The organism is Paenibacillus sp. SSG-1 (assembly GCF_002224835.1).
Taxonomy (GTDB): domain Bacteria; phylum Bacillota; class Bacilli; order Paenibacillales; family Paenibacillaceae; genus Paenibacillus_AQ; species Paenibacillus_AQ favisporus.
On the sequence record NZ_MBRK01000001.1, the window covers coordinates 3203136 to 3217072 of the forward strand.

A 13937-nucleotide genomic window follows, 5' to 3' on the forward strand; every position below is an offset into this window, starting at 1 on the left:
GGGTAACCACTTGCCGAGCTCTGGACAAGCGGCCTGTCGACCGGTGATTCTAGGCCTTACCCATATTATAAAGTGACGTATTTAGCCATCCCATAATAAGAATTGCACATTACTTGCTCGAATTGCACGACATGGAGCACTGCTGCGAAACACCAGCTGCATCATTTATTTAAATCTGGTCGGCTGGTGCTTTTCTCTGAACTCCTGGGGCGTACTGCCCGTCTTCTTTTTAAAAATCCGCGTAAAATAGGCAGGGGATTCAAACCCTACTTTTTTGCAGATTTCATGCATCTTCAGATAGGATTCGACGACCAGTTCTTTTGCTTTTTTGATCCGTTCGTCGGTGATATAATCAGGCAAATTCACGCCGGTCATTTGTTTGTACAATCTCGACATATAATAGGGATTCAGATGTACAAGATCCGAGAGCGTCGTCAGGGACAAGTCGGAGTCCAGATGTTCTTCTACATAGCGGTTCAACCTGGATACCACTTGATTTGTATGCTCCTTTTTCTCATCATCACGCACTTCGATCAGCCGCAGCGCCGCATGAATCAAATAATGGAATGCGTCTTTTCTGGTCGCGTGCAGCTGATAATGAGACAGCCGGTCCATCTCTACTTCTTCTAGCGCCGCATGATCCACAGACCACCGGTTTAATTGAGTCAACAGATGCGAAGCGATGGCGTAGTAAATTTCGAGAAAAAAACCAACATCCTCGTAAAACGGGTCCATCATATCGGAAAGTAAGGAAAGCAGCTTATACATTTCCTGCTTCTCCTCTTCGGAGACGTAGTCGTTCCCCGACCATTTTCGAATCAATTGACGTATCGTTTGCTTCTGAATTTCGCTTTCATCCACCGAAAAATCTCCCGATTGCTGGCCTTCGATCAGGATGGTCTCCTGGCCGATTCCCAGCCCGCGGCTTAGGCCTGCGCGCAGCTTCTGATATCGGGCCGGGATTTCTCTCCATTCCACCCCTTCTTTTGCAGCCGCAAACGAAAGAGGAATCTTCAACAGCTCCAGGCTCGTCGACTGGATCATTTCCAGGGTGCCATGAACAAACCTGATCGTTCGGGACCACTCATCCTCAGGGGCTGCTGCATGAGTTGAACCCCATTCCAACAGCACTTTAGGCTGGATCAGCCAGAAAAAGCGGTTATGCTCTACATCGACGGATTGAAGCGCACAGGAAGACAGGTATTCCTTCGCAATATTATGGATGGCAAACATCATATGCGCTTTATCCGCAGCCTTTGTCATTTGAATAGGCCAGCGGTCGACCCTCCCCATGACCAGCATGACCTTCCCGTCAAGCGTAAGCGGAATGGATAGACTCTTCAGCAGCTCGGGCTTCAGCGATTTCAGCGGCTGGATTCCTTCGCAAAATCCTTGAAGAATTTCTCTCTGCAGCGCCGGTACGGCTAGCTGAAACTGCTCCGAAGCTTTATCGAGAAATCCGGCATTCATTCGTTCGGTTTGCAGCAGCTCGATCGCCTTTCGGACGCTGCGCAGCAGCATTTCGTCGCTTTCGGTCTTGAGAATGTAATCCATACACTGATTGCGAATGGCCGTCTGCGCGTAATTGAAATCCGGGTGCCCGGTCAAAAAAATGATTTTACAGGCCGGCCATCTCTCGTTGATATGCTCCTGCAGCTCAAGGCCGGTCATCCCGGGCATCCATATATCCGACAGCACGACGTCAAACCGGATCGCATTCAGCTTCTCCAAGGCTTCATCCCCGCCATACGCGCGGTGCAGATCCAATTGCAGTTCTTCTTCCTCTTGCAGAAGACGATAGATTCCGTCAACGATAATGGGTTCGTCATCAACGATCAGCAAACGATTCATATTCTGTCCTCACCCTCCGAAGGAATTGTCATTTCGACCCTTAACCCGCCCAGCTTGCCCCTTGACATCCGGAGACCATAGCGATCACCGAATTTGATTTGAATTCTTCGATGGACATTGACCAGTCCTGTCGTCTCAAGCGGGGGTTGTTCCGACCCAAGCTTGGACTGCAGCTCTCTTAAACGTTCATCCGTCAATTCGTCCCCATTATCCTCCACAGCGATCACAATGTAATTGGCGGCGTCTTCAAAGGTGATTTCGATCATGCCGTCCTTCTTTTTGTTCACTAGCCCATGGTTATACACATTTTCGACGATCGGCTGAAGAATCAGTCTTGGAACTTCCCGCTTCTTGTAAGCAGACGGCAGCTCACCCAGCTGTACGGAAATACGGTTCGAAAACCGGAACGATTGAATATCGACATACGTCTTGACAAACATCCATTCCGCCTCGAGCGTCACTTCCCCGTCGCCGTCGCGCGTGACGAATTGGAAGTATTGCCCCAGGTATTGAGCGAACGTAGTCACACCTTCGTAATCCTCGTTTTTGGCAATGCGTGAGAGCGTAAAGAAACTGTTGTATAAAAAGTGGGGGTTAATCTGCGACTGCAGCTGCCGGAACTCCGACACCTTTGCCCGGTATTTCTGCTCGTATACTTCGTGAATCAACACGCGGATATGTTCCAGCATCGCATTGAATTGAATGTAAAGGTATGAAAATTCATCCTTGAAACGGTAGGAAACCACATGGTTGAAATTCCCGTGTTCGACCGAACGAAACGCCTTCACCAATGTCCGCAATGGCTGATGTATCAATCGATAAATGATGTAGGAAAAATAGGCAATGATAAAAATCGAAATGATGGAAAAAAGGCGAAACCAGAACCGGTAGGTATTCAAAGGTCCCAGTACGCTGTCCTGAGGCAAATAGGTCAAAAGGACAGCATTCATGGTCGAGGAGTGTTCATAACTGATAAAATAGACTTTCGATCCGATTTCAATCGACTCTACCCCTTTCTTGGACCCGGAGCTGATTTTACCCGTAACCCAATCACGCAAGCCCGTTTCCGTCTCAGGACGATGCAGGCTCGAGAGGCTCCATTGGTTGCGGTCGTCGATCAGCAGGGCGCCGCCTTGAGCGTTGTCAATCATGTCACCCAGCGCCTTGACGATCTCCTTTTGATCAATTTCTATATCGACGAGATAAGAGGGGTCTTCTTCGGACAGAATGTTTTCGGGGTAAGGCATACTGATAAACAAGCGGTTTTTCCAGGCGATAAACGGCGAATACCCGCGTTGTTCCGATGTGCTCAGCACGTTGAATTCATCCTTGGGGATGATATCCACACCACTGTTGGATGAGATGGTCCGATCCAGCATCGAAATATGAATGCTTGCATTGGTGATGTAACTGCTGGATGCCTTCAGGAGCAGCATCTGCTTCTGCAGGCGCAGCATCGCCTTCGTGCGCTCGTAATCCGGCATGATCGAGGCAGCCACGCTGAGCTTACCGATATCATCGTCCGTAATATACTCTCTGCCGAGCTTGATCGTTTTACTGAAGTCCTGGTCCAGCGAAGCCAAGTAAAAATGTACTTTAGCCAGCATGGAGCTGGAGATTTCCTCCTTGACGGAGTTCTGCCCGACCCGGTTCATCTGGGCGCTGACTGCATAGAGAGGAGCCACGATAAACAGAAAAGTAAGCACCAGCCTCAAATAAATGCTCAGTTTGGGACGTTTGATCAACGACATGGGCACCCCCGCTTTTCAGCTTGTCCGCCATGGACAATGATGGTAAGGATCTCAACATTCATTCTATCGCCGCAGGAATATTTAGAAAAGATAAAGAAACATCCGCCGGCTGTATACCAGCTGATGGATGTCGGAGGTTGTTTTATTGCAATCCGAGACTTGCGCCTTCATTGTAGATTGTGTTCCAGAAAATCACCATAATAATAATTCGTGTTCTGTTGTCCGATTTGGAGTTCTTTCCGGATATACGCCAAATGACCATGAAAAAGACTGCCGGTAAATGAAAATCACCGACAGTCTTATTCTTTGAGCAGTTTCGTTCCCCGTCATCCGCTTACAGCACAAACCGGAGTACCATTAAGGAAAGAATGCCCACCACTACCGTTCCTAATAAGCTTCGCGTCAGGATCGCCGTCGCAAAGGTAGGGATGGCAGCCAAAATTTCAACGTAATGTTGTAAAATATGGACCTTTCCGTCTGTCGTGAACAGCTCCTGCGCGATTAATGCCGCCATAACGGCAACAGGTACGTAATTGAGCCAGCGCATGGTCCACTCAGGCAACTGCATACGGCTCAGCAACACGAGCGGAAGAACGCGCGGAAGAAGTGTGACGACCGAGGCGCCCATGATCGCCAGCAGGATGTGCCATCTTATTTCCATTTTTCCACCACCATTCCAATGGCAGCCGCCACGATGGTTGCTATAATAACGGCCACACTCCCGGATACAAAGGAGCCCGCTCCGAGCACGATCAGAACCGCGCAGACGGCTACGATGAGATCTTTCCGGATGATCTTTCTGCTGATCATCTGGAGGACAAGCAGTCCGATAAACATGGCGGTCAGTGCAAAATCAAGTCCGTATTTCTCAGGATCGGTAATCCACTTCCCGAAAAACGCTCCCGCAATGGTGGCGATGATCCAATTCAAATATGCGGTAATATTGAGGCCGTGCATCCATTTTTCACTGAGTGAGCTGCGATTCATCGCCTTATTCATGGCGACCCCGAAGGTTTCGTCTGTAAGCAGCGCGCCGACGAACATCGTCTTGAATGCGGACAGGTGGCGGAAATAAGGCGACATCGCTGCGCTGAGCAGCAGGTGGCGCAAATTGACGATGAATACCGTTAGAATGATGGCTGCCGCCGACCCATGCGCCGCTATCATGCCCGCCATAATAAATTGTGCCGAGCCGGCATAAATCAGGGTGGACATCAAGGTAATTTCGAGGACGGATAAACCGGAGGTTTTGCCTACAACACCTGCGGCGAATCCAATGCTTAAGTAACCCAGCAGCGTGGGGATGCAGTCTCTGATCCCCTGCAGCAAGCTGTCTTCTTTCACTTCGATTTCTTGTTGATGATGTTGAACATTCTCTGACACGTCTTTTATCCTCTCAATTCTTTACTGTGATGTTCGTTGTTGAGCCGGAAAATAAAATAACGATACGTCTCTAAGTGTGGTCACAGCCCGGTCAATTCGTGCGTTATACCATCCTTTTTGTACATTATAACACACAATATATCGGGTGCGGTGTATTAAACTTGGATGGAGTTGAGATAATTTCAGATTCCATTCGGGCTTTCCTGCCCCTCTTCTGTTGATCCTGCAACCCAAGTAAAATCAAAAAAACCGGCCCCCCTTCGTACCCAGTACGAAATGGAGCCGAGTCTGATTGATCCGCTGCTTAATCGTTATCTTCAATGACGGCAATCCCATCGATTTCAAGGAGAACGGATGGGCGGGCAAATTCCGAAACAAATAGAACCGTGACCAGTGGAGGATGTTCTAATTCACCTGCTACCTCCAGAAAAGCTTTGTAGCCAACTCGGGGATCGCTGCCGCTGACTAAATAAATATTGAGTTTAACCAAATTGGCGAAACTTGCATGTTCAGATGCTAGAATCGTTGCGATATTATGCAGCGCCTGCTTGGTCTGTACTTCCAAATCACCGGGGCCGACGAGTTCGCCTGACGCATTAACGGCATTTTGCCCACCGATATAAATCGTCTTTGCCTTTCCGCTTACTGTAATCGCCTGACTGAATGCTTTGGATTGGAATAACCCCTCCGGGTTTTTATGCTCCATTCTGAATGTAGACATTCATCTTCCTCCTTTAAGATTCATGTTTTACATTCATTATAGGCATCTTCACTGACAGCCCCCGTCAGTGAAGCTCAATTTTCATCATCCGCATACAGTTCGGCGATTTGCCTGGCCATTGCTTTGATTTGATTTTTCAACGCGATCGGCTCCAACACCCGGATGCTTGTTCCAAAGGTAAGCAGATATCTCGGAAGATATTTGTCAATCGTTGGGGTGTCGATGAGGAACCGCGCTTCGGCGTCGGTACGTTCCGTCAAATAGTGATGCATATGCCAGTGGCTGCATATCGCATCCAGACTCCTCGTATCTCCTTCAATTCGGATTAACACCATCGGTCCTTCCGCTTCTCGCTCCTTGTGCGATTGTTCGCGGAAATAGTCCTCTGTGGAGAAGTTCTCCGGCATGGTGAAAAAGGATTCCGTCCGGAACACACTCTCGACCCGGTCCACACGGAAAGTCCGAATTTCGGAAGATTGGTGGCAGAATGCGATAAGATACCATTCGTTTCTGCGTAAGGTCAACCCATAGGGATCGATACTCCGCTCTTTGGCCGAATCGGAGTTTTCTTTACGGTAAGCGATGAGAAGCGTCTGTCCATCCAAAATGGCCTGTTCCAACTGTCGGAGCATAGGAACAATACCCGGATGGGACGCGGAAGAGATTACACTGAAGCCGCTCGTCAGACGCTGTAGATCCAGCATTTGTTCTTCATTCAAACTGTGTTCGATTTTTTCCAGGGCGTGCTCGAGTTCATCCGTATACGGATACCCGACCCCCTTCGCAAACTTCGATGCGTCTACGATCGCCTTGAGTTCTACCGACCGAAAAAATAAAGGCGTTTCCCTGAAGGTCTCCAATATATAGAACCCTCCGTCATGCCCTGAATCAGCAACAATCGGAACGCCACTGGCGCTTAATGCATCGATATAGCGGTAAACCGTCCGAACGCTGATCTCCAATTGATCCGCTATTTGCGCGGCGGTCAGCTTTTTTCTGGATTTAAGCATCCAAAGGATGGACAGCATATTATCCCATTTTGCCAAGATGAGGTACTCCTTCCAAACCGTATTCTCCCAAAAGTATACCGTTGAAATGAGTGCGGAGGAAGTCTCTTTGTAAGGGATTGCCGCTGAATGACATTTTAACAGATAACAAAAAATCCCCAACCTCCACATTGGGGAGGTTAGGGATTGATTCACTTCGCTTTCGTTAAGCCTGCACAGGCTCGCCCTGAAAAACTTTCAACTCCATTGGAGAAGCCAGTAGCGTTTTGGCCGTCTGTACGAATGCCTGGAAATGGTCGCTGCTGTTGTGCGCCTGAACGGCTCCAAAATCCTTCCAAATCTCCACCATTGTATAATAGTGCTCGTGCTCCACGGATTTGAATAATTCATAGCTGATATTCCCCTCTTCCGCTCTGGTAGCAGCAAGCAGGCTTTCGGCTTCCTTCAAAAAGCGTTCCTCTTGCTCCGGCAAGATCTCAAGTTTGGCATGAACGATGATCATGATGTGTACTTCCTTCCTTGATGTTTTATAGTGCCTATTCAGTATTGGCTTATATTATTACTGCAATCGGGTAAGCATATCCTCTAAATTTGCTATTTCCCAATCGTTAAAATCTTTAGGCATCGACTTGCGCAGCCTTCTGCAGGCAGGATTTGGTCATTTCTTTCGAATTTCTATGCTTTATTCTACTCGAACCGCTGCCCCCTAACTCGAATAAAGGGAACAGTATGTACGATCAAAATTGCCGGCCAGCAAATCTTCCTTCCGGATGAAAAACTGCAGTTCGCCGGCATCCCACCAGCAAAAACCTACATCATCGTCCGAATCTAGTGCCAACAGCAACAGGGTATCCCTGATTTCCTGCTGCGCCCGATCCGGGTCACCGTTCAGGTGCCGGGTGATCTGCTTCAGCGCCTCCGTTTCGGAATAGTTGTATTTTTCGCCGGTCAACAGCTTCAGTGCCGCTTCGTATTCGCAATCGCCATGCTGGGTTCCGGGATAGCCGAACATCGTCGCCAGGTCAATAGAGCTGTATCCGGTCAGCTCGAAGCAAAGCTCCTCGTAATGCTCGTAATCATGCTCATCGTCTTCCACCTGTTCGTAATCCACATAACCGTAATTAGGCGGCTCCAGAGTGGACCTTGCCGACACCTGATAACCCGTAAATGCATCTTCGAGTGCCGTCACTTCCGGTGCATGCCGCCGCTGCGCTGCTTGAAGCTGCTCCTCCTGCAAATAGAGCACTTTATGCTCAATGTCATAGGCCGGTTCATCGATTCCAATGAAAAAATAAAGCGCGCCGTTTGCCGGAAGTCGGGAAGCTTCGTCATAACCCATCAGCTCACGCAGCCTAAGCTGGGCAAGGAACGTCATGGGAGTTCCCTTTGAATCCACAGGCCATTCCACATCAGCCGGGAGATCCGGATCACCACCGATCCTGGAACATCCGGCTGCCTTGTAATCTTCTACCCTACTTTTGCTCAAACGAATGCCTTGGCGAACGGTCTCCATTAGATAATCCAATGCATGCCCGAATTGCTGTTCATGGATGACCCGCTTTAGTTTATTTTCGTTGTTCTCACTTAACACCGATTGCCACCTCCCCATTGCTGTGATGTGATTTGAATACCTTATAATCAAGCCGTCGTTTGTTTATTGGATGGTTACCTCAAGTATTTTCCCGTGATCGACTGCTCCGCATGGATAATCTCTTGCGGCGTGCCTTCGAACACCACCTGTCCGCCCTTGCTGCCTCCGTCCGGTCCCATATCGATGATCCAGTCCGCTTGGCTGATCACTTCAAGGTTATGCTCAATGACGATCACCGTATTTCCGGTATCCACCAGGCGGTTCATGATCCCAAGCAGGTGGCCGATATCCGACATATGCAGGCCGGTCGTCGGCTCGTCCATCACGTAGATGCTGCCTTTCTTGTGCAGCTCGCTAGCCAGTTTGATACGCTGGCATTCCCCGCCAGAGAGCGTGCTGAGCGGCTGGCCGAGGGTGATGTAGTTCAGTCCCACGTCACTCATGGCCTGGAGCTTGCGGACGACCTCTTTGATCTGGAAAAATTCCAAAGCCTGCTCGACCGTCATCTCCAGCACTTCGGCTATGGACTTGCCATTCAGCTTGTATTCGAGCACTTCTTCCTTGAACCGTTTCCCTCCGCAGACTTCGCATGGCAGCTTCACGCTTTCGAAGAATGATAGATCCAAGTACACGACGCCCAGCCCTTGGCAATTCTCGCAGGCCCCCTTGGAGTTAAAGCTGAATAAGCTTGGACTCACCTTGTTCGCGGAAGCAAATGCCTTGCGAACATCGTCCAGTATGCCCGTATAGGTCGCAGGGTTTGAGCGTGTCGACACGCCGATTGCCGATTGGTCGATGACGATGGCGTCCGGATGCTGACTGAGGAATACGTCGTTAATAAGGGTACTTTTCCCAGAGCCGGCGACGCCGGTTATAACGTTCAGAACCCCGGTTGGTATATCGACATTTACGTTCTTCAAGTTATGCAGATTGGCATTCCGGATGGACAGCTTGCCGGATGGATGCCTGCAATCTTGCTTGAGCTGGAGCTGACGCTTCATATGAGTTCCCGTCAATGTGCCGGATTCCAACAGACCGGGGTAGCTTCCTTCATAGACGATGGTTCCTCCGCGGCTGCCGGCATGGGGTCCGACGTCGACGATATGATCCGCTACTTTGATGACATCGGGATCATGCTCAACCACCAGCACCGTGTTGCCTTTGTCGCGCAGCTTCTGAAGCAGCTCATTTAACCGGTGCACATCGCGAGGATGGAGTCCGACACTGGGCTCATCGAAAATATAAGTGACATCTACCAAGCTCCCGCTCAAGTGCTTCACCATTTTGACGCGCTGCGACTCTCCGCCGGATAAGGTATCTGTCTCACGGTCCAGCGTCAAATAATCAAGGCCGATATCCACCAGATGCTGCAGCCGTTCCGTCAGCGACTTGACCATCGGCGCCGCCGCGGCATCGTCAATCTCGCGAATTACGCGAATGAGATGCCCGACTTCCATGGAAGACAGCTCCGCAATGTTGTGTCCATTAATTTTGCAGCCCAGCGCCGCTTGACTAAGCCTTGCGCCGTGACAGCTGGAGCAGGGCCCCTCGGTCATGAACGGAGCAACGGTCTGCTGCGTGCGCTCGGACTTCGTTTTCACGTCCTGTTTGATGTATTTGTTGGTGAACTTCTCAATGACGCCTTCGACAGTAATATTGGTTGCCTTACCGGCGAAATCCATTTTCACTTTCCTTGCCTTGCCATACAGCAGCAGATCCAAGTCTTCATCCGAATAGTCGCTGAGCTTCTTATCCGGATCAAAGGAACCCGACTGGATGAGCATGTTCCATTCCCATCCGTCCACTGTATATCCCGGCAGCATAATGGCCCCTTCCCGGAGCGACTTGGACATATCCACCGCTTTGCTCATGTCGACGCCGAGGCTGCGGCCAATTCCGTTACATTCGGGACACATGCCTTGCGGATCGTTAAACGAGAACATGTTCGCTCCTCCGACATAAGGCTGACCCACTCTGGAGAAAAGCAGCCGGAGTATGGGTGAAATATCGGTAATGGTTCCCATTGTGGAGTGGGAACCTCCGCCCAGCCGCTTCTGATCGACTATGACAGCCATGCTCAGGTTTTCGATCGCATCCGCATCCGGCTGCGGATATTTGGGCAGGAACGTCCGTACAAACATGCTGAAATTCTCATTCAACAATCGCGTAGATTCTGCGGCAATCGTATCGAAAACGATCGATGACTTGCCTGATCCGGATACCCCGGTGAAGATCGAAATTTTCCGTTTGGGTATTTGCAGGGAAACGTTTTTGAGATTGTTTTCCCTCGCAGCCGAGATGACGATATATTCCTGATTCGATTCGCTCATGGCTAACATCCTTCCGTTCGTGATCATTTCTATTTATTCCATTCGTATTGTACCATTCATTGCCCAAAGAAAGTCTATGAATCGTGCAAAAGGAGTCGTATTAAATGGAATAAATTGCTGATCCACAAAAAAGACAGCTCAGCAAGTGAGCTGCCTTTTCGTTTTTTACTGCGCTCCAACGACCGGATGCGGAACATACGGTTCTTCCAGAAATGCAATCTCTTCCGGAGATAATTTAACGGATAGTGCACCTACAGCATCTTCAACCTGGCCGATTCTCGTCGCCCCTATGATTGGAGCAGCTACCGATTCCTTTTGCAGCAGCCAGGCTAGCGCGATATGGATACGGGGTACACCGCGTTTCTCTGCAATCGAGGCTACTCGCTCTACGACCAGCCGGTCTACATCCGCCGTCGCATCGTACTTGGATTTTTGGACTCGATCGGTCTCCGATCTATGCGTCGTTTCCGACCAATCGCGGATCAGCCTTCCCGATGCTAATGGACTGTAAGGGGTCACCGCTATTTTTTGATCCTTGCACAGCGGCATCATCTCCCGTTCCTCTTCGCGATAAATGAGGTTCAGGTGATTTTGCATGGAGACAAAGCGCGTCCAGCCATGTTTCTCTGCCGTATACAGCGCCTTTTGAAACTGCCACGCATACATGGCGGAAGCACCAATATATCTTGCCTTTCCGGCCTTCACTACATCATGCAGGGCTTCCATCGTTTCTTCAATCGGCGTGTTGTAATCCCAGCGGTGGATAATGTAAAGATCTACATAGTCGGTGCCTAGTCTTTTCAGGCTTTTATCGATTTCGCTCATGATCGCCTTCCGGGAGAGCCCCCCACCGTTGGGGCCTGGATGCATCCGCCCCCAGACCTTTGTAGCGAGGACAATCTCGTCCCGATTCGCATAATCCTTTAATGCGCGTCCAGTGATCTCTTCGCTGGTTCCCCCGGAATAGACATTCGCTGTATCAAAAAAGTTGATCCCGAGCTCCAGCGCCCTTTTAATGATCAGGCGGCTTTGCTCCTCATCAAGCACCCATTGATGCCCTCCCGGCTGCACTTCGCCGAAGCTCATACAACCAAGGCATATCCGCGAGACATCCATCCCCGTATTACCAAGCTTCATGTAATCCATAAATCAGGCCTCCGTTTCGGATTGTTATGTAAGCGCTCATCGTCGACTTCCATTATAATTCCCATGAACGAACATGCAATTGTTAAATGTACGGGATTTGTTTCATACTGAACGGATTTGTCGAGATTGTTCATTATTTTTTATGGTCTTTATAGGATTTAGAGATGTCCTCACAAAAAAACAAGCCGCGATTTACGCGGCCGCAGTCATTTTTAAATCATATAACAAAATTCATCCGGCGTTTTCTCCTTGAGGCCGAACTCAAACGTGTCTTGGCGAAGTCCGCGCCGGAGTGTCTCGAGAGCCATGACTTCGGTCGGAGCGATATTTCCCAGGTGAACATTGGATCCGAATTTGCGCAGGAGCATGGCCTGTTGGTTTTTAAGGGGCGCCTCCCAAATCAGTGTCCGGTGATCCGGAACGAATTTGAGGATGTCGTCCACCACATCTTCCCTGCATTCCCCGTGTTTATCGAAAATGCCGACACTGACTCCCGACTCGCGGGCTTCGACCGTTACATATTCGGCGCCTGCAGCCAGATCCAATTCCACAGTATCTGCAAGAATAGCGGCATCAATCAAGGAACCGGACAGCTTCTTTCCAAATTCGGAAAAGACCCGCAGTCCGCGCTTCTTTCCTTCCTGGATCAGCTCCGTGCGTTTTTGGCGGGACAGTTCAATCGTACCGTCGGATACTTCGAGCGCATTAAAACCAAGATTGCACACCGTATCAAAGAACGCAGGCACGATATCCTGCTGAACGGCAATTTCCAGCAAAGTGCCGCCTGTCATTACGGATATGCCGTGCTGTTTGGCAAGGTCGATTTTATACAGAAGCATATCCGTCCTATACAGCGGTGCCGTTCCAAATCCAAATTTGATGCAGTCGATGTAAGGTGAGGCGGTTTCGATCACATCTGCGAACGTATTTCTGCCGAGGCCTTTATCAATGACCATCGTCAATCCCCGGTCCGGATCCCGAGAGACGGCTGCATCTTTCTTTTCCTTGTCGGAATCGAAGCGGGTCCCGCTCGGGTCACGTAACTCCCTGGGCCACACCGCACGCATGGAGTTGTTCATGTTGGATCTCCCTCAATTCTTTTTGGTTTGTCGTTTGAATCCCATGACATGCATATCATATGCGGGGGACGCATGACACGTGCCCAGGTCCGAGTGATCTATTCCATGACGAATGCTTCGGAGAATTAGGCGGTTGGCTCCTCAACAAAAAAAAGAGGGCTTTCCCTCCTATTTCCCGCGGACGACACGAAAACCCTGATCGGGTCCGTACCCGTTGGGATCGAATTTCCCTCGAAATGAAACTTCAGTGTTGCTGATATCCCCGATCCAGCCGCCCCCCTTCACAACCCGGAAGGAACCGCCTTGACGAACCGTGCCGTCGCCATACCAGTCCCAGCACCATTCCCTTACATTGCCGGACATATCGTAAAGACCCAGCTCGTTGGATTTCCGGGTACCGACCGATTTTGTCCGGTTATGATTGCTCTCAATGACCGGCCAGTTCCAATCCCCTGATAAATATTTATCCCCGGCGTTTCTCCAATACCATGCGACATCCTCGGCTTTATTGCTTCCGCTGTATTTGAAACCTTTGCCCTCCAGACCTCCGCTTGCGGCATATTCCCACTCTGCTTCTGTAGGCAGCCGGTAACCGTTCGCGCCTTGATTGACCGTTACGGTCCATTTTATTTGATCGTTTTCGTTTATGTTGTTCGGATCTTTACGATCCTTGTCTATGTTGTAAAACGGTTTTAAGCCCTCCTGGATACTTCTTTTGTTGCAATACTCCACGGCGTCATACCAGCTTACCATCTCTACCGGCAGCTGATCGCCTTTGAATGCTGAGGGGTTGCCACCCATGACGTTGGCCCACTCCGCTTGTGTAACCTCGTATTTGCCGATATAAAAGTCTGAAAGGGTCATGCTTGTTTCAGTATAGTTGGAGCCACTGCTCTTAAAAGTCCCGCCTTTAACGTACACCATATCTTCCTGCTTGCCCGTTTCTTCTTGTGAACAAGCGCTGGCCAAAAACATAGCTGCTAGTAAAATACAAACCCATAGCTTTCTCATAGGGATTTCTCCTTTAGGACGAATAGGAAAAAGACAGACCGCGGCGGACCGATGCCGGTATCCGTCA

At 49.8% G+C, this 13937-nt stretch carries 12 protein-coding genes; all 12 read right to left on the bottom strand.

All coding sequences use genetic code 11. The features are described 5' to 3' along the window. Positions 1-165: 165 nt before the first annotated feature. The 12 genes from BCV73_RS14805 to BCV73_RS14860 all read right to left on the bottom strand — a co-directional run bounded on the left by BCV73_RS14805 (position 166) and on the right by BCV73_RS14860 (position 13870). Entirely contained in the window at positions 166-1851 is a 1686-nt protein-coding gene (locus BCV73_RS14805) for a response regulator transcription factor (RefSeq protein WP_089547706.1), read from the bottom strand. Then, the gene (locus tag BCV73_RS14810; RefSeq protein WP_089547707.1) at positions 1848-3602 is read right to left on the bottom strand and encodes a sensor histidine kinase; all 1755 of its coding nucleotides are present in this window, start codon (positions 3600-3602) and stop codon (positions 1848-1850) included. Before BCV73_RS14810 ends, BCV73_RS14805 begins: the two co-directional genes overlap by 4 nt. Positions 3603-3936: 334 nt before the next feature. Further along, positions 3937-4263, bottom strand: coding sequence for an AzlD domain-containing protein (locus BCV73_RS14815; RefSeq protein ID WP_076164501.1), 327 nt, complete (start codon positions 4261-4263; stop codon positions 3937-3939). Continuing rightward, positions 4254-4985, bottom strand: a complete 732-nt coding sequence (locus BCV73_RS14820) for an AzlC family ABC transporter permease (protein ID WP_089547708.1) — start codon at positions 4983-4985, stop codon at positions 4254-4256. Before BCV73_RS14820 ends, BCV73_RS14815 begins: the two co-directional genes overlap by 10 nt. Before the next feature lie 304 nt (positions 4986-5289). Continuing rightward, positions 5290-5706, bottom strand: coding sequence for a RidA family protein (locus BCV73_RS14825; protein ID WP_089547709.1), 417 nt, complete (start codon positions 5704-5706; stop codon positions 5290-5292). Positions 5707-5780: 74 nt separating this feature from the next. After that, on the bottom strand, positions 5781-6752 hold the full coding sequence (locus BCV73_RS14830) for a helix-turn-helix transcriptional regulator (RefSeq protein ID WP_089547710.1): 972 nt from the start codon (positions 6750-6752) through the stop codon (positions 5781-5783). Between the two features lie 166 nt (positions 6753-6918). Next, the gene (locus BCV73_RS14835; RefSeq protein WP_089547711.1) at positions 6919-7215 is read right to left on the bottom strand and encodes a putative quinol monooxygenase; all 297 of its coding nucleotides are present in this window, start codon (positions 7213-7215) and stop codon (positions 6919-6921) included. A gap of 204 nt (positions 7216-7419) precedes the next feature. After that, positions 7420-8304, bottom strand: a complete 885-nt coding sequence (locus BCV73_RS14840) for a YwqG family protein (protein ID WP_256992866.1) — start codon at positions 8302-8304, stop codon at positions 7420-7422. A 74-nt stretch (positions 8305-8378) separates the two neighbouring features. Then, complete coding sequence (locus tag BCV73_RS14845) at positions 8379-10634, bottom strand: ATP-binding cassette domain-containing protein (protein ID WP_089547713.1); 2256 nt, start codon at positions 10632-10634, stop codon at positions 8379-8381. Between the two features lie 165 nt (positions 10635-10799). Beyond that, positions 10800-11780, bottom strand: a complete 981-nt coding sequence (locus BCV73_RS14850; RefSeq protein WP_089547714.1) for an aldo/keto reductase — start codon at positions 11778-11780, stop codon at positions 10800-10802. A 212-nt stretch (positions 11781-11992) separates the two neighbouring features. Next, on the bottom strand, positions 11993-12859 hold the full coding sequence (gene comA, locus BCV73_RS14855; protein ID WP_089547715.1) for a phosphosulfolactate synthase: 867 nt from the start codon (positions 12857-12859) through the stop codon (positions 11993-11995). A gap of 168 nt (positions 12860-13027) precedes the next feature. Next, on the bottom strand, positions 13028-13870 hold the full coding sequence (locus BCV73_RS14860; protein WP_089547716.1) for a formylglycine-generating enzyme family protein: 843 nt from the start codon (positions 13868-13870) through the stop codon (positions 13028-13030). Positions 13871-13937 lie beyond the last annotated feature (67 nt).